The following is a 16869-nucleotide window of genomic DNA, read 5'->3' on the forward strand; positions in this document are numbered from 1 at the left end:
CGATTCAGGCAGAAGCGGGCTCTACCTGAACTGCGGGCGTGGCGAAATGGTAGACGCTACGGACTTAAAATCCGTCGGGAGCAATCCCATGCCGGTTCGAGTCCGGCCGCCCGCACCAGGGTGCAAGCACCCTGGACCCGTAACGCGACAGAGTTCGCGGAAGATTGCAATGGGATTGCAGGCATCTTCTAAGTTTAGGCAATTGATAAGCTGTCCACGAAATTTTGCTGGTGGCCAACGACGCCCTCCGCAATTGCCTGTAAGATCAGTTTCCGTAGACGATCGCCAGGATGTCTATGCCTATTCGCAAACTATTGCTAAAAGAGGTCCGACGGTTAAGTTGGGTTATGGCTTATCTCAGGTTTCTCGCTGTAGTCGCCGAATTGAGCGATACGTCAAGCCTTCATCGCTTGCCAGAATCCATGCCGTGGCGGGCCTACCGTACTGAGGACGGGTTGGTTCTGATCGAGTGGCTGCGACGACCAAATCCGAATAACGTTCCGTGCAGTCCTGTCGTGTTTCCGAAACGTCCAACCTTCTCCTGCCGTCCGTCTGGCGTAAGCTTTAAGACAAATTTCGACGTCCGCGCGCCCGGGCTGGACGCTTTGTATGCTCAACTCGGCAAGCAGCGCAGAGCCGGAACGTTTCCCGTGGTCGCCGTGCATTCCGCCCTGCTTTTGAATAGTCTCATCGGCTGTCCGGTCCTGTCCATCGCCTCAGACGATGACGAATGGGATTTCGCGTGTGAAGCGCGACGGCGTCCTGCACCACGTCGCGTTCATGTCTGATGAGGAAGAGATACGCGTCAACAGTGAAGGTCGGGTCCATATTGTAACCTTGGCCCAGCCTTCGCGCAGTTTGCATGAAATTGCGCGCCACGAGGCAGCGCTTTGGTCGGAAAAGTTGGTTGATCTATTCGAGTTTGACAATGAATACAAAGGATTGGCCTTAACCGAAATCGATCGCGTATCCGAGACTCAGCCGCCACCGAATACTGGTGCTCCAAAGCCAGGCAAATCTTTTTGGAAACTCTGATGAATACATCAGTCTCGATTCAGTCGACTCTTGAAGCACGCTGTCATTGGCAGTAATCTCTCTGGCCCCTTTAAGCTCTATGGCTGGGCGCGAAGACAGGGAATTATGCAATTGGTAATAAGAATAGCAAATTAAACGCGCGCGTCACATACTGGTATTTCAGGCTCATTGGAGAATGGATTATTTGGCAGAAAAGATAGCCATTACGGACGTAGTCGTTTGATGTCTGGCAAAAAGAGCCGCAAGGCATAGAAGTTGTTCAGAGCGAAATGACGAGTCCGCCTAGGGGCCTTTGGTTTTGATATCCAGGGTCGCAATGGCCTTGTCGAAGCGATATCTGGGTGTCCATCCTGGCCCGAACAGACCGAGATTCACGGTGTATTTACCCGCAACCGCCGGCGTCCAGCGGTAGGTAAATTGCCGCGTCTCGCCGCCCGCCAGCTTCTGTCCTTCCGTGACCTGCTGATCGACCTTGTTACCTTTTGCATCCATGACTTCCATATCGACAATGCCGGCATGGGCGGGACCGCCTGTGTTCGTCACGGTTACGATTACGGTCAAAGGCGATCCCACCACCTCAGGACCTGTGATCGACACGGCGCTCCTGAGATCCGGCGCCTGTTCCGCCGTGGAAGCGGCATTTAACGGGCCTTGGGTCAGCCATTCCCTGAGCTTGTACGCAATGGCTGTGGGGTCATCGTCGATGTTCGATAAAATGACGACCGTGTAGCCGAGATCGGGATAAACCTCGAACTGGTTGGTGATGCCTTGCCAGCCACCGCCGTGACTTATGACCCGATGACCATTATACCGCTCGATATAGGCCCCATAACCGTATTCCCGGTGCGTGTCGGCGTCTTCCGTCACGCCGGTCCACAGGATTTTCAGCGAGGCTTCCTTCAAAAGCCTGTGGTTTGTCAGCGCCAGGTGGAACTTCACCATATCAGGCCCCGTCGAATAGGCGCCCGTGCTGGGCGCGCCCCTGACGGTCAGGGCGTAGATGTTGTCGCGCCTCACGCCGTCTGGACCGTCCATAAACCCGGTCGCCAGGTTTGGCGGGTCTGTCTCAAGGTCGTAAAAGGCTGTGTCCGTCATGCCTGCGGCTTTGAACACATGGTCGCTGACGTAGCCGTAATAGGTTTGGCCCGAGGCTTTTTCTATAATCGCACCCAGCAGGATATAGCCGGCATTACTGTAATCGAAGCGTTGCCCGGGGACCGCTGACAGCGGTTCATTGACAAAGGTTTCGAGCCAATGAGCGAGTGTCCGGGCAGATTGCGGGACAGGCGCTTTTTCCGCCAGCGCGCGGCCACCGATCATGCCCGATGTGTGTGACAACAACTGCCCGATCGTTACGGTCTGCGCGATCGCCTTATTCGGATAGCCAGGCAGCACCTCGCCGACCGTCTGGCCATACGACAGCTTCCCCTGCTCGACCAATTGGGCAACCGCCACGGCGGTGAACATCTTTGTGACGGAAGCGAGGTTAAATCGCGTGTCGACCTGGTTGGGAATCCGCCAGGTCTTGTTCGCCAGGCCGAAAGCCTCGGCATAGATGGGTCGGCCATTTTTGGCGACATACACCGTTCCCGAAAAGGCGTCCGCCTTTGTCAGCTGCAACATGAGGATCGAAAGTTTATCATGTATCTGGCGATCGCTTAACCTAGGACCTTTCGTGGTCTCCGCAGGCGCGGCCACGTCGGTAAACCCCAGACCCACGATCTGATAAGGTGCGGCAGGCATTATATAATCCGGCGGCGCCGCTGTCGTGAACAAGGAAACCTTGTTCCACATGCCGGTCGACTTCGCCCGGGCCAAAACCTGGATGGCGGCCGGCGATGAAACGACAACAGTTTTGACCTCAAATCCCTGGCTCAGAACATACAGCTTTTCATCCTCATCCGTCATGTGATCGATGAAGCCTGGATCGTCCGCAGGGATGGCGAAATGCGTGGCGAGGAAGTGTCTCAGTGTCGTCCTGTCGCCCGAGTTCAGAGCTTCAAGGAATTCGCCCAATTGCTTTCCGGCGACCGTATCCGGCAAGACCGTCTGAGCCGAGACCTTGGCTGACAGAAAGGACAGCGAAGCCAGGAGCGTACAGACGACGATCTTTCGGCGCAGTTTCGTGTTGTGGGTACGCATCATGTTTCCTTGCCAGAGGGCAGAAATCCTCATCGATTTTCACTATGCCAAAATTATGGCACCCCTCGGGACGGCACGTCAAGCCTGAATGCCAAAAAATTGGCACCAAGATTGATGCGACATCAGTTTCATGCTAAAAATTTGGCATCGCCCGAACATTCAGCTGGAACCTGCCCCTATGTCAGAGAAAAAGCCCGACAAGGAACTAAGTCGGCGAGAGCGCCAGATCATGGACGCCCTCTATCGGCTTGGGCGGGCGTCGGCCGCCGATATTCGCGAAGCCCTGACGCATCCCCCAACCTATACGGCGGTGCGTACACACCTGACCCTGCTGCAAGAAAAGGGGCTTGTCCGTTTCGAAAGTGACGGCACACGATATATCTACGAGCCGACCGTGCCGCGAGAAGCGATGGCCCGGACCGTCATGAAGGGCGTTTTGCAAAACTTTTTCGAAAATTCGGTCGAGAAGGTTGTGGCCACCCTGATCGACCAGGACGACAAACCCTTGTCGCCTGCGCAACTGGATCGCCTGGCGGCCATGATCGAGCAAGCACGGAAAGACGGACGATGAGAGGCAACGAACTGCTTCAGGACCTTTTGAGTTTCGGGGTCCTCAATGCCTGGATTGCCGTAGCCCTTGGCGCCGCATGGTTGATGACGCGGATGTGTCGCAAACACGCGGCCATGCGCCACCTGATCCGCCTGACGGCGCTCATGGTCCTGCTGGCTATCCCTGTTCTGGCCCAGATGTCCCAGCCGCATTATCCCTTGCGGGTGCCGATACCGGCGTCCGCTGTTCGTGCCGCACGTTTATTCGTTGCGCCAAACCCAGCCGTTCCCTCTCGGGTTGGCGCGTCTCTTTTGCAAAGCAAGGTTGGGCACAGCCCCAGGGCGCCACATCGTCCAACCCCGATAACGAAATGGCGTCTGGCTGGGATTGCGCTTGCGTGCCTGTGGGCTGGCGGCGCTGTCTGGTTCGGCCTTCAGCCTCTCATCGCCATTTTTGGCTTACGCCGGTTGTATCGCAACAGTGAACCTGGCCGTCTGACGGCCCGCCAGCGGTCGGATCTGGAAAGGCACATCGGCCTGATGCGTGCCTGGGAACTTCGCGTCAGCGCGACCCCAGCTTTGACCACGGCCATGACCTGGGGATTTATGAGGCCGGTCGTTTTATTACCTCACGAGTCCTCACTGTGGACAGAGGACCGCTACCGGGCCGTTCTGCTGCATGAATTGGCCCATGTGAAGCGAGGCGACAGCCTGACCGGCATCCTGGCCTATGCCGTCTGTGCCCTCTATTGGTTTCACCCTGCCGTCTGGTTTACGGCCAATACCATGCGCGAAGACGCCGAAGGCGCGGCCGACGATGCCGTTCTGATGTCGGGCGTGAAGCCATCCGTCTATGCCAGCGAGTTGATGCACATGGCAAAGCAATCTGACAGCCAGGCCTCGCGCTGCGGCTTGATCAGCGTGTCGTTCTTGCGGCAGTCCAAGATTGAGACCCGCATAGGTGCCATTGTCGGCACAGACCTCAAGCGCCAAGGTGTGAGCATGAGAGGTGTTCAGATCGTTCTCGCCCTTACTGCGCTGATTGTCCTCGCATCACTTGTGCTGCGACCCTCGGTTTCCGTTTCCATTCGTCCGGATATGCTGAACGACGCGAGTGCGCTACACGGAATGAGGTAGGACACCAGGAATTTCGGCGACGCCATAAGGATTGCAAGACCATACTGCAAAGCTCCAGGACAACCTCCGTCGTGCCAGTCTTTCTTCATGCGCGTCGAGGCGGCAATGAGCAGCAGGGCCGCCAGAAGATAGAAGGCAAGGCCGGAGATAAAGCTGTACTTCATCGCCTCCGCGCCGAAATGCGGCGTCAACACGTCCGACATCTTGCCGAAGAAGAAGGGACCCAGGCCCAGGCCGATCAGGTTGTTGATCAGCAGGAAGAGGGCCGAAACCTGGCTGCGCGCATTGGCCGGCCCCAGGTGCTGAACCGCCGTCAGGACAGGCCCCAGCCAGACCAGGACCAGGGCCTGGGGGATAACGAACAGCCAGAAATTGTTCGGCGACGGATGCGCCATGACCGCCCAGACATAGAGCGGAGCCGAAATCAGGAACGACACAGCCGGGATCGGCGGATAGACGGCGCGGCGGTTCTGCCCCAGGGCGTCAGCCAGCCAGCCGCCCAGGGGCCAGCGCCCGGGCGCGGGACCTGGGCGGGAAATAGTCGGAGATCAGGCTGTAGGCCGGCGCCACACCACCTGCCTCGCCGATACCGACACCCATCCCGGTTTCGGTGACAGGTTACCAATTGCATATATAATCGACACTTGAAAAGCTGTCTCAATACTCAGATGTACGGCATAAATCTGGGTATTGTGGATGATTCTACACGCTACGCGGCGTCACCGCCGTACGGCCAGCCCGCGCAAGGGCAACGACTCGGTCGCGCAACTGGCGATAAAAGGTAGCGGGAAGCTGCCCATAAGCGTAGGTCGTTGCGCCCCGACGAATGGGGCGACGGTCTACGCCCGGCCAAACAAATTGATTGAGGTCGGCAGCAATCACCCAGGCGCGTTCGCTGTCGAGACCGAGACGTAGTTTGGACGTAGTTTGGTTGCCGTCGAAATTTCCAGGGCGCTTTCAGCATGGGCACGCGGTGAATGGGTGATCGGCACTACCGTCACTCTTTTTGCGGCCATCAGTCTCCTCGACCGCCACGACAATGACGCGCGGGCGGTCCTTCTCCCTCCTCCTGACCACGTAGCGCCTCATCCCGCCACAGAAAGGGGTAAGAAATCACCAGGCCAGGAACAGGTTGAGGAAGCGCCACAGGGTATCAGCGCACTTCGCGATCGAAGTCGGCGGTTTCAGGCGGCGGCTCCGCTACGGCTATTGCGCTCAATGTTGTATCGCTCAGTTCCCACGGGTACTGGGCGACGCGATCATATTGTTTAAGGCCGCGGTATTCGGCAGCCGAAAGCAGTACCAGGTGCTCACGTCCGTGGTTGGTAATGGCTACCGGCTCACGCAAAGCGATCTGCACGATGCTGACGTAGGATTTTAAAAACTCAGCGGACGAAATGGTTTGGGTCATACGCTTACCTCTCATGTCTAGACTCACGGACCAGCGTTGTATCGGTTCAGCAGACGTTTGGCGCGCAGAACGGCCTGAGGCAATAGTTTCGAAAACGCCATCAAGGACATGTCAGATAGGTGCGCGGCGACAAGAGAAAGGCTTGTTTGAATTGTATGCCGGAACCTTGATTCACCGACTGCGATTTTATTTGTAAACACCTATCGTGACCTTGACAGTAGCGTTAACGCACTCATGATTTGGCGGTGACTCGCGTCCCATGCGGTCGGAAAGGCGTTCTGCGTATGAACGATCCTCACAACAGTTCGGACGACGCGACGGTTTCCTGGCTGAAGGCCAATCTCGCGGCCATCGTCGAATCCTCGGACGACGCCATTATCGGCAAGACGCTCGACGGCACAATCTCTTCGTGGAATCGCTCTGCCGAAAACATGTTCGGGTACAGCGTGGACGAAGCTGTCGGGCAATCGATAACCCTCATCATTCCCATGGACCGTCAGCACGAAGAGGCGCTCATTCTCGGCAAGATGCGAGCCGGTGAGCGGATGGAACATTACGAGACGGTGCGCCGGCACAAGAACGGAACACTGCTCGACATTTCGCTGACTGCGTCCCCCATCAAGAACGAGACCGGCCAGGTGATCGGCGTCTCCAAGATCGCCCGCGACATCACGGAGAAAAAGCGAGCAGAGGTGCATCTGCGCGAACTCAACGAAACGCTTGAGCGCGGCATGGCGGAAGCCCTGGCTGAACGCAAAATTCTTGCTGATATCGTTGAGTCGACGGACGTCTTGATCCAGGTGGTATCGCCGGATTTTCGCTGGATGGCTATCAACCGCGCGAGCGCGGACGCGTTCGAGCGTATTTTCGGTGTGCGGCCGAAAGCTGGCGACAGCGTGCTCGACCTTCTTGAAAACAGGCCGGAACACCGAGCGTCAGTGGAGGCCAACTGGAGCCGGGCGCTGGCCGGCGAAGCGTTCACCACAGTTGAAGACTTTGGCGACCCACCGCATGATCGCCGGTTCTATGAGATGAAGTTCAATCCGCTTCACGACGTCACCGGTAAGATAATCGGCGCCTATCAATTTGTTTACGACGTGACCAGGCGCATGCAGGATCAGGCGCGATTGGAAGAAGCCGAGGTGCAGTTGCGTCAGGCCCAGAAGATGGACGCCGTGGGCCAGCTTACAGGTGGCATCGCCCACGATTTCAACAACATGCTGGCCGTCATCATGGGCTCGTTGGAACTGTTGAAGAAGCGCATCTCGGCAGAAGACGTTCGGGCAAAACGGCATGTCGACACCGCGGTGGACAGCACCAAGCGTGCAGCCATGCTGACGCAGAGACTTCTGGCCTTTTCGCGCCAGCAGCCCTTGCGGCCGGAGACGGTGGACATCAACAAGCTCGTCTCCGGCATGTCCGAATTGTTGCTTCACGCCCTTGGCGGACAAATCCGGCTCGAAACCGTGCTATCCGGCGGGCTATGGCATACACATGTCGATCCCAACCAACTGGAAAACGTCATTCTCAATCTCGGCGTTAATGCGCGCGATGCGATGCCCGACGGTGGGCGGCTGACGATCGAGACCCAGAACGCCTCACTCGACGCCAAATATGTCAGCAGAAATCCGGGCACGACTGTAGGCCACTATGTCATGATCGCCCTGACGGACACGGGCACGGGCATGACGCCGGACATCATGGCCAAGGCTTTCGATCCATTCTTCACCACCAAAGAGGTTGGTAAGGGCACTGGTTTGGGACTTAGCCAGGTCTATGGTTTCGTGAAACAGTCGGGCGGCCACGTCAAAATCTATTCCGAGACCGGCCAGGGCACGTCGGTGAAGATCTATCTGCCGCGAACCACAGACATGAATGCTGCCGTCGAGAGCGACGTCGAAACGCCCTTGCCAATGGGCGATGACCTGGAATTGATCCTGGTTGTCGATGACGAAGAAGCCGTGCGCCAGATCAGCGTCGATGCCCTGTCCGAGTTGGGGTATCGGGTTATGGAAGCCGACGGCGCCGCCGCGGCACTGCGCATCCTGGCCGCCAATCCCGACATCGATCTTCTGTTCACCGATATCGCCATGCCTGACACCAATGGTCGCAAGCTTGCCGACCAGGCCATACTTCTGCGGCCCGGATTGAAGGTGCTCTATACCACGGGCTATACGCGCAACGCCGTTGTCCATAACGGCGTGGTCGATCCCGGAGTGGAACTGATCGGCAAGCCGTTTACCCTGGACGACCTGGCGGAAAAGGTTCGGGAAATCCTGGATCGTCCGTGACACTCGGTGAAGGTGGGCCCCCAACGTGACAGGTCGCGCGGAAGATGATCCTGGGTTGGCTGGCGTCGCCTGAAGGCATCAGTCGGAGATCAGCAAGACGCGGGAGGCTTCGGCCGCATCACGCCGCGCCTCGGCAAAATGCGCCGCTATGACCGATTTCAGGGCGAAGAAAAAACTGGGTGGCAAGGATCCCGCAGCTTGCTGGCGCTCGAACATGTCATCGATTTGGTGATGGAGACCTGCCGTATTGAAGCCGGCAATGGACCGCGCGTGCAATCCGACAAGCTGCTTCATGGCCGCCTTGGCGACCTCTCGGGCGATAACCTTTTGGTCAAGCCGTCTGAAAATCTGGTCAATTTCCGGTCCCATGACTACGCTCCTGTTGCGTCGCAGTATTGAACTGACGGGCTGTAAAAAAACGATACCGGGCCGCTGGTTAATGCGATTTTGACCATAATCTCTGGCGGTTGGACTTGCGGCGATCGGTCGTTGGTTTTTGGCTGTTATCTCGTTTCCGTTGTTTGACGGCCTTCTGCTAAATTTCGTACCAGAGCTTGCACATGGACCTGGAAAGCTGCCACAAGTTAGTATGGGTGCGGTATAAATAAGGGGCGACGTGCATGTGTATTAAATCGTTGATAGTCGCAAGCTTTCTGGGGCTTTCGCTATTAGCTCCAACTATTGTTAGCGCTGAGGAAAAGTCTTCATCGAGCGCCGGTGTGGCGGATCAGGATGCACAGCTTGCTGCAGCCGAAGCGGCCTTCAATGCCGGTGATTTCACAAAGGCTGTTCGCATATTCCAACAATTGGCCGAAGCCGGCAATGCTATCGCGCAGGCAGATCTTGGCACCTTGTACCAAATCGGCCAGGGCGTATCGCAGGATTATGTGACCTCGGTGAAATGGTACCAAAAGGCGGCCGAACAAGGCGTTGCCTTGGCACAAACCAATTTGGGAATCGACTATTTGAAAGGCCGTGGCATAGCGCAAGACTATGTCATCGCGGCGGGTTGGCTGGAAAAGGGTGCTGCGCAGGGGATAGTCTCGGCACAATTTAATCTGGCTATCCTCTATGAAGGCGGCCAGGGTGTTGCACGGGATTACGCTGTCGCTGCGAAATGGTATGAAAAGGCCGCCGAGCAAGGCTTGCCTGTCGCCCAATCGAGGATTGGGTGGATCTACGATAACGGTCAAGGCGTAGTAAAAGACCTGACCAAGGCGGCACTTTGGTATCGCAAGGCGGCTGACCAGGGAGACGCACTTGGACAACTCAAATTGGGAGACGCCTACGGTCAAGGTTTGGGGGTGCCGAATGACTTCGTACAGAGCTACAAATGGCTTAGCTTGGCGGCATCCAACCCGGCGCCTCCGGGACCGGAAGATATCCGGGGCGCTGCAGCGCATGATCGCGATGTAGCTGCGCAATATATGACCGCAGCCCAGATTGCGGAAGCCCAGAGTCTGGTCGCGGCGTGGGCGCCGACAAAGCCGTGAAGGCCTGAGTCGCAACTTGCCAGGTTTGAGTGCTGCGCGCGAAAGGGGAAAGCGGCCCCATTAGATCTCGCGCCGCAAATTCCCATTTCCCCCTTATGCCAGATGGCCTGATGATGATCCTGCACCCACAGGAGCAGGTCATGGCCGACGATACGAAACCTACATTGCGCGATGACGACCGGGTGAGTCACGCGGTCAAGGGCCTTGGGACCGTAAAGACGCAGCCCGCCGAAGACGACCTGGTCATTGCGCCGGCCGAGGCCGCCAAGAGCGGGCCCGACATGGTCTATGTTGTCTGGGACGACGACCGGTTTCCGGTCGGCAGGGTGCCGGCCGCCGAACTAGAATTGGTCCCGGCAGCTTCCGCCGCCATCTCGTCCGGCGTGTGATGCCAAAAAACGATGAAAATAGCCACCTACAACGTCAATGGTATCAATGGTCGCTTGCCGGTTCTGCTGCGTTGGCTGGAAGAGGCGAGGCCGGATGTCGTCTGCCTTCAGGAGTTGAAGGCGCCCGACGAAAAGTTTCCGCACGCCGCACTCGAACAGGCGGGTTATTCCGCTATCTGGCACGGTCAGAAGGGCTGGAACGGCGTCGCCATCCTGGCCCGCGGCGCATCACTGCACGAGACACGGCGCGGCCTGCCAGGCGATCCCGACGACAGTCATAGCCGCTATATCGAGGCGGCAGTGAACGGGATCATGGTCGGCTGCCTCTATCTGCCGAACGGCAATCCGTGGCCCGGCCCGAAATTCGAGTACAAGCTGCGCTGGTTCAAACGTCTTCAGGATCATGCATCGGTCCTGATCAATAGCGATCTGCCCGTTGTCCTGGCCGGCGACTACAATGTCATTCCGACGGATTTCGACGCCCTGACGCCGAAAAGCTGGGTCGACGACGCCCTGTTTCAGCCGGAGTCGAAACAGGCCTACCGCGACTTGCTGGCCCAGGGTTGGACGGACAGTCTTCGCTATCTGCACCCCGACGAGCAGATTTTCACCTTCTGGGACTATTTGCGCCATCGCTGGGAGCGCAATTCCGGCCTGCGCATCGACCATCTGCTGCTCAGCCCGGCCTTGAAGCCGCGATTGAAATCTGCCGGAGTTGATCGCCATGTTCGCGGCTGGGAGAAGACATCGGACCACGCGCCGACCTGGATTGTGATCGATTAGCCCATGCGAACGGACGCACAGGCCGCCGCAGGCACTTTATTACAAATTGGTAACCTGGTCGCGCTGCGCCGCAATCGCGCCCCAAATCGCTTGACGCCGCGAAGCTATAGAGTTTCAACTGACACCAAATGGTAATTGGAGTTCTTCTCATGACGCGCCTCTCGTCAAATGGTTTGAAAAATCTCATGAAATCCGTGGCCTTGGTTGCGGTCGTCGCAGGTCTGGGGGCCGGGTTCGCAAGCTCCGCCCTGGCCGAGTACAAGGCGCCCGCGCCAATGTCGATCGACGACGCGGCCCGTTACGACGAGCTTAGCGACCTGACGATTTCCCCCGATGGCAAGCACATGGCCGGCCTGATCGCCGTCAAGGACCAGAAATGGCCCGTCATATCGATCTGGGATACGTCCGATCTCAAGAAGCCGCCGATCTGGATTCCGTCCAAGACCAACCGCATCGTCGCGGTCGGCTTCTTTACCTCGAACAAGGTCTACTTCCTGATCGAACAGCCGATCACCGGCTATAACGGCAAGCCGACCTTTACGCAAAAGCTCTACTACGCCGACCTCGACGGCAAGAATATCGACGAACCCTTCCGCATGACCGGTACGCTGAACAAGGAGGTTCGCGACTCCATGGAGCGCGGCGTGTCGGCGACCGTTTTCAATAACAATCTCTATGACGACACCAAGGTGCTGATGGAGACGGTCAATCCTGACGACTTCGTCCAGAAGATCTTCGAACTCGACACCGTGACCGGCAAGACGCGGACCGTTGCCCTGGGCAACAACGACTCCAACTATATTTCGGCGGGTGTCGACCTCGATACCGGCGAGCCGATGATCAAGGAAGAGGTCGATACGATCGGCAGCGAATACTGGTACAAGGTCTATATCAAGGATCGCAAGACTGGCGAATGGGTCTACCACGAGCCCCTGAGCTACAAGCTGGCGGATCGCAAGAACATTACCATCCTGGGTTTCGACAACGATCCCAACAAGCTGGTTGTGTCGTCCAACATCAATTCGGACCACGCGGCCATCTACGATTACGACATCGCCGCCAAGTCCTTCTCGGCCGAGCCTTTATTCGCCAACGACAAGTACGATATCGATCGCGTCGGCTTCCGCGTCGACCGGGCGAACAAGTCGGTATCGATCTTTGCCATTGGTCTGAGCGGCCCAACGGTTATCGTCAGCTATCTCGACGACAAATGGTCGGCCGTCCAGAAATCCATCCAGGCGGCGTTCCCAGGCAAGAACGTCCATCTGACGATCGACCGCGATACCTACACGACCGCCGTCGTCGAGGTCGAGGCGCCGAACATGCCGCCGCAATACTTCCTGTACAAGGACGGCAAGCTTCAGGGGCTGGGCGGGGCGCGTCCGTGGATCGACCCCAAGGGCCTGGGCAAGCCGGAATTCATTACCTACAAGGCGCGTGACGGTCTCGATATACCGGCCTTTGTCACCTATCCGCCGGGCTGGACTCCCGATCAGGGGGCGGTGCCGACGATCGTCCTGCCGCACGGTGGCCCGTGGGCGCGCGACTATGCCGACTGGGATGCGTCCAACTGGCCGCAATTCTTTGCGACACGCGGCATAGCCGTCATTCAGCCGCAGTACCGCGGCTCGGAAGGCTGGGGCTACCATCTGTGGACCGCCGGCGACAAGGAATGGGGCCAGAAGATGTCGGATGACAACGACGACGCGGCCGCCTATCTGGTCTCAAAGGGGGTGGCCGATCCGAAACGCATGGCCATATTCGGCTATTCCTATGGCGGTTTTGCCGCCATAGCCGCCAGTGTCCGGCCCAACAGCCCGTACAAATGCGCCATTGCCGGGGCGGGCGTGTCCAGTCTCGAACGTATCGGCAATCTGTGGGGTGACAGCCACATCCAGCGCGACATCCAGGGCAAGACCGTGGCGGGCATGGATCCGCTGAAGAATGTCGCCAATGCCAGCATTCCCATCATGCTGTATCATGGCGACCACGACCGCCAGGCCGATACAGAACATTCCCGTATGTTCTATGCTGCCATGAAGGCCGCCGGCAAGGACGTCGAATACCATGAAATCAAGGGGATGTGGCACACCCTGCCGTGGCACGTCGAGTGGCAGCAGGAAACCCTGAAGCTGATGGAAGATTATCTCAAGAGTCCGAAGTGCGGGCTGCTTTAATCGTCAGAATATCTTGAGAATACTGCCTCCGTCGATCATTAAATTTTTGTAATGATCGACGGATTTATTTATCCTTTTCCCTTACGACTGCGACAAATTGGTCACGCATGGGTAAGACCTGTGCAAATGCAACAATTTCGTATTGCGTCAATCATGTGACGGATTAGGGTCGTTGCCATAAGTTCGCCTCAAACTTTGGAGTCCCCAATGTCGAAAACTTCCACCCTGACGCGTACATGGCTGCTCGCCGGTACCGTGCTGACGTCCCTGTCGCTCGGCCTGCCTGCCATGGCTCAGGATACCCCGCCGGCCAGTGATACCCCCCCTGCGGCTGAGTCCGCACCTGACGCCAGCGAGCCGACGGAAGTTGTCATTACCGGTTCGCGCATTCGCCGCAGCGAATACAATTCCGCTGCCCCGGTCCAGGTCATCACGGCTGAAAAGTCGTCGTTGTCGGGCATGATCGACGCCGCCCAGGTCCTGCAGAGCTCTTCGATCGCGGCGGGTTCCGGCCAGATCAACAACACCTTCACCGGCTACATTGTCGATGGTGGCGACGGCATCAACACGCTATCCCTGCGCGGCCTCGGTGCCCAGCGTACCCTGATCCTTATCAATGGCCGTCGCATGCCGCCCGCCGGTGTTGGCGGCACGGTCGGCCCGGTCGACCTGAACTTCATCCCGCAATCCATGGTTTCGCGCTACGAAATCCTGAAGGACGGCGCGTCGTCCATCTACGGCTCCGACGCGGTCGGCGGCGTGGTCAACATCATCACCACCAAGAACTATGATGGCTTCCATATCGAAGCTTCGGCCTTGGCCTCCGAAGAGTCCGGTGCCGACAGCTATACGACTAGCGCCATGTACGGCAAGACCTTCGACAAGGGCAGCTTCCTCGTCTCGGGCGAATACTATGAACAAAAGGAACTGACCTACGCCGATCGCGAAGGCCTGGCCTGCCCGCAACTGCTGCGCTACAAGAAGTCCGACGGTACGCGCTCCGACCGTATCGATCCGCATACCGGCACCTACAAGTGCTATAACGCCGCGGGCATCTTCGGCGGTTCGGTCTATGACAATATCTTCGGCAACATCTATTTCTACGAACCCGGCAAGAACCCCGGCGCGACCTACGACTGGGCGCTGGGCGATACGGATATGAAAGACTTCGTCACCTATGACGGTACAGGCGCTACGGTTGTCTACGAACACGACAACCCCGAAGCGGCCCTGACCCAGACCGCCATTTCGCCGGTCAAGCGCGCCTCGGTCTTCGCCCAGGGCAATTACCGCGTCGGTGAGGTTGAGCTGTACACCGAACTGATGTTCGGCCGCCGTGAATCGTCGCAACGCAACTGGGGCGAACTGTTCCCCTATTATTCGGCCTATTCCAGCGTCAATCCGCTGTATTCGGCCGCGGCCGGCTATGCCCTGCCGTACGCTCAGCCGGTGGTCATCCATCAGTTCGACTCGCAGCAGCAGGTCGATTTCGCCCGCCTCCTGGGCGGCGCCAAGGGGGCGGTCGGCACATGGTCGTGGGACAGCTACCTGTCCTATTCGAAGAGCCACGGTACCTATGATGACGACGTCGTTTATGCCGATCGCGTCAACTGGGGCACCGGCTTCGATCAGGATAACTTTGTCGACGTTCCGGAATGCGGCGCCGGTGCACCTGCGGGCTGTGTGGTCCTGAACCTGTTCACGCCGGCCGCCCTGCAGTCGGGTACCTTGACGCCGGCGGAAGAGGCCTACTATTTCACCATCGATCACGGCAAGACCGACTATACGCAGTTGACGGCGGAAGCCACTCTGACCGGCGACCTGATGCAACTGCCGGCCGGTCCTCTGGGCGCGGCCTTCGGTATCAGCTACCGCCAGGACGAGATCGACGACCTGCCGGGCGAACTGTCGCGCAGCGGTAACTCGTATAACCGCTCGTCGGCCGGTCAAACCAAGGGCAAGCAAAGCCTGAAGGAAGTCTACGGCGAACTGGAAGTGCCCGTCGTCAAGGGCAAGTTCATGTTCGAAGACCTGACCCTGAATCTGTCGGGCCGTTACAGCGACTACGACACCGTTGGCAGCGCGACGACCTACAAGGCGGGCTTCAACTGGGCGGTCGACAATATCTTCCGCCTCCGTGGCACCGCCGGCACCTCGTTCCGTGCCCCCGCCCTGTATGAACTGTTCCTCAACGACCAGACCGGTTACCTGAGCCAGCTCGGCGTCGACCCCTGCATCAACTATAACCAACTGGGCGCTGACGGCGAATTCAAGGTCAATGCGACCGTGCGCGCCAACTGCGCGGCGGATGGCGTACCGGGCAACTATGCCGGCAACAATCCGTCGGCGCGCGTCACCACCGGTGGCGGCATGGGGCTGAAGCCTGAAACCTCCTACGCCACGACCCTGGGCTTCGTCATCACGCCGCCCAGCAGCGGCTTCAAGATGGCCATCGATATCTGGAAGATCAAGATCAGCGACCAGATCACCTCCAACGGCGGGGCGGTTGTCGGGGCCTGTTACGGCAGCGTTCAGTTCCGTTCGCAACCTGGCTTCTGCGACCTGTTCACGCGTGATCCGGGCAGCCATGCCATCACCGAAATCGACGGCAGCTACCGTAACATTCCGACGGAATCGACCGCCGGTATCGACTACACGGTCAGCTACGAGCACGAGTTCAACTTCGGCAAGCTCAGCTCGGATGCCCAGTTCAGCTGGTATCGCTACTACAAGAGCCAAGCCTATGAAGGCTCCGTCATCAACGACTATGCCGGCCTGATCGGCCAGCCCAAGTGGGTCGGTGACGTGCAGACGAAGTTCACCCACAAGGACTGGACCGTCGCCTGGACTGCCAACTATACCGGCGTGTCGTCCAATCTCGGCTACTACAACGAAACCGGTGAAACGGCGACCTCGACCTACACGGCTTCGACGCCGCCGTTCGTCACCCATGACCTGGAGCTGCGCTACCGTGGCAAGGAATTCGAGGTCATTGCCGGCATCAACAACTTGCTGAACGACACGCCTCCGGAAATCGGTTCGGGCATCTATGCCGGTTCCGCTTCTCGCCTCGGCAACTATCCGTTCTCCAGCCAGTACTATTCCGGCCTGATTGGACGGCAGTTCTATCTCAACCTCAGCAAAGACTTCTAAGCTGGGAAAATCCGCCCAGGCGGTCTGCAAACGGCCGTCTGGCTGCGATACGGTGCTCACGTACAAAAGTACGCTCCGCTCCGCGTCTCGCCAGCCAGCCGTTTTCGACTCCCCTGGACGAATTTTCAGCCGGTGCTGAAATAAAAGAATTGAGGCGGCGAGGTTATCCTCGCCGCCTTTTTTAATGCCAGCGGGCACAAAAAAGCGGCGGTTTGATCCGCCGCTTTTCCTTATAAACTTGTGGTTCTAATGGAAATTTGATCGGGCGAGTCGAAAAGGGCTGGCCCGCGAGAAACGAAGCGGAGTGTA

At 58.1% G+C, this 16869-nt stretch carries 12 protein-coding genes, 1 tRNA gene and 1 pseudogene; 10 read left to right on the forward strand and 4 right to left on the reverse strand.

The annotated features are described in order from the left end of the window. Positions 1-32 precede the first annotated feature (32 nt). Both AC1DXO_RS15220 and AC1DXO_RS15225 read left to right on the forward strand, forming a co-directional pair. Positions 33-118 (forward strand) — tRNA-Leu (locus AC1DXO_RS15220). A gap of 626 nt (positions 119-744) precedes the next feature. Next, positions 745-1035 (forward strand): hypothetical protein, encoded by a 291-nt coding sequence (locus AC1DXO_RS15225; protein ID WP_476979020.1) that lies wholly within the window; start codon positions 745-747, stop codon positions 1033-1035. Between the two features lie 282 nt (positions 1036-1317). On the opposite strand, the gene AC1DXO_RS15230 is transcribed toward AC1DXO_RS15225, so the two are convergent. After that, the gene (locus tag AC1DXO_RS15230; protein ID WP_476979021.1) at positions 1318-3180 is read right to left on the reverse strand and encodes a serine hydrolase; all 1863 of its coding nucleotides are present in this window, start codon (positions 3178-3180) and stop codon (positions 1318-1320) included. Between the two features lie 175 nt (positions 3181-3355). Between AC1DXO_RS15230 and AC1DXO_RS15235 the strand changes: the two genes are divergently transcribed. Both AC1DXO_RS15235 and AC1DXO_RS15240 read left to right on the forward strand, forming a co-directional pair. Further along, positions 3356-3748 carry a BlaI/MecI/CopY family transcriptional regulator gene (locus AC1DXO_RS15235; RefSeq protein WP_476979022.1) on the forward strand — a complete coding sequence of 131 codons (393 nt, stop codon included), beginning with the start codon at positions 3356-3358 and terminating at the stop codon, positions 3746-3748. Then, a complete protein-coding gene (locus AC1DXO_RS15240) occupies positions 3745-4863 on the forward strand; it encodes a M56 family metallopeptidase (protein WP_476979023.1) in 1119 nt (372 codons plus the stop codon). The genes AC1DXO_RS15235 and AC1DXO_RS15240 overlap by 4 nt, the downstream gene beginning before the upstream one ends. Before the next feature lie 504 nt (positions 4864-5367). Here the strand turns inward: AC1DXO_RS15240 and AC1DXO_RS15245 are convergent. Further along, positions 5368-5463 (reverse strand): annotated as a pseudogene (locus AC1DXO_RS15245) (hypothetical protein); the annotation flags it as partial. A gap of 553 nt (positions 5464-6016) precedes the next feature. Then, positions 6017-6274, reverse strand: a complete 258-nt coding sequence (locus AC1DXO_RS15250) for a type II toxin-antitoxin system prevent-host-death family antitoxin (RefSeq protein WP_476979024.1) — start codon at positions 6272-6274, stop codon at positions 6017-6019. Between the two features lie 284 nt (positions 6275-6558). Between AC1DXO_RS15250 and AC1DXO_RS15255 the strand changes: the two genes are divergently transcribed. Further along, a complete protein-coding gene (locus AC1DXO_RS15255) occupies positions 6559-8565 on the forward strand; it encodes a hybrid sensor histidine kinase/response regulator (protein WP_476979025.1) in 2007 nt (668 codons plus the stop codon). Between the two features lie 78 nt (positions 8566-8643). Here the strand turns inward: AC1DXO_RS15255 and AC1DXO_RS15260 are convergent, their stop codons facing one another. Beyond that, positions 8644-8934 (reverse strand): hypothetical protein, encoded by a 291-nt coding sequence (locus tag AC1DXO_RS15260; protein ID WP_476979026.1) that lies wholly within the window; start codon positions 8932-8934, stop codon positions 8644-8646. Between the two features lie 251 nt (positions 8935-9185). Here AC1DXO_RS15260 and AC1DXO_RS15265 point away from each other — a divergent pair, with 251 nt between their 5' ends. The 5 genes from AC1DXO_RS15265 (at position 9186) to AC1DXO_RS15285 (ending at position 16560) form a co-directional block, all read left to right on the forward strand. Then, positions 9186-10058 carry a tetratricopeptide repeat protein gene (locus AC1DXO_RS15265; protein WP_476979027.1) on the forward strand — a complete coding sequence of 291 codons (873 nt, stop codon included), beginning with the start codon at positions 9186-9188 and terminating at the stop codon, positions 10056-10058. A 140-nt stretch (positions 10059-10198) separates the two neighbouring features. Next, the gene (locus tag AC1DXO_RS15270; protein WP_476979028.1) at positions 10199-10447 is read left to right on the forward strand and encodes a hypothetical protein; all 249 of its coding nucleotides are present in this window, start codon (positions 10199-10201) and stop codon (positions 10445-10447) included. Between the two features lie 12 nt (positions 10448-10459). Further along, positions 10460-11230: an exodeoxyribonuclease III gene (gene xth / locus AC1DXO_RS15275; RefSeq protein WP_476979029.1), complete on the forward strand. Its 771-nt coding sequence runs from the start codon at positions 10460-10462 to the stop codon at positions 11228-11230. A gap of 185 nt (positions 11231-11415) precedes the next feature. Beyond that, positions 11416-13407: an alpha/beta hydrolase family protein gene (locus AC1DXO_RS15280; RefSeq protein WP_476979030.1), complete on the forward strand. Its 1992-nt coding sequence runs from the start codon at positions 11416-11418 to the stop codon at positions 13405-13407. A gap of 207 nt (positions 13408-13614) precedes the next feature. Then, a complete protein-coding gene (locus tag AC1DXO_RS15285) occupies positions 13615-16560 on the forward strand; it encodes a TonB-dependent receptor plug domain-containing protein (protein ID WP_476979031.1) in 2946 nt (981 codons plus the stop codon). Positions 16561-16869: the final 309 nt, after the last annotated feature.

Source organism: Asticcacaulis sp. P2_C5 (assembly GCF_056404555.1).

Excerpts from the sequence above, each read along its gene's own strand:
- AC1DXO_RS15250 (WP_476979024.1), bottom strand. The coding sequence starts at position 6,274 with ATGACCCAAACCATTTCGTCCGCTGAGTTTTTAAAATCCTACGTCAGC.
- AC1DXO_RS15265 (WP_476979027.1), top strand. The coding sequence starts at position 9,186 with ATGTGTATTAAATCGTTGATAGTCGCAAGCTTTCTGGGGCTTTCGCTA.
- AC1DXO_RS15280 (WP_476979030.1), top strand. The coding sequence starts at position 11,416 with ATGAAATCCGTGGCCTTGGTTGCGGTCGTCGCAGGTCTGGGGGCCGGG.
- AC1DXO_RS15240 (WP_476979023.1), top strand. The coding sequence starts at position 3,745 with ATGAGAGGCAACGAACTGCTTCAGGACCTTTTGAGTTTCGGGGTCCTC.
- AC1DXO_RS15285 (WP_476979031.1), top strand. The coding sequence starts at position 13,615 with ATGTCGAAAACTTCCACCCTGACGCGTACATGGCTGCTCGCCGGTACC.
- AC1DXO_RS15255 (WP_476979025.1), top strand. The coding sequence starts at position 6,559 with ATGAACGATCCTCACAACAGTTCGGACGACGCGACGGTTTCCTGGCTG.
- AC1DXO_RS15270 (WP_476979028.1), top strand. The coding sequence starts at position 10,199 with ATGGCCGACGATACGAAACCTACATTGCGCGATGACGACCGGGTGAGT.
- AC1DXO_RS15235 (WP_476979022.1), top strand. The coding sequence starts at position 3,356 with ATGTCAGAGAAAAAGCCCGACAAGGAACTAAGTCGGCGAGAGCGCCAG.
- AC1DXO_RS15230 (WP_476979021.1), bottom strand. The coding sequence starts at position 3,180 with ATGATGCGTACCCACAACACGAAACTGCGCCGAAAGATCGTCGTCTGT.
- xth (WP_476979029.1), top strand. The coding sequence starts at position 10,460 with ATGAAAATAGCCACCTACAACGTCAATGGTATCAATGGTCGCTTGCCG.
- AC1DXO_RS15260 (WP_476979026.1), bottom strand. The coding sequence starts at position 8,934 with ATGGGACCGGAAATTGACCAGATTTTCAGACGGCTTGACCAAAAGGTT.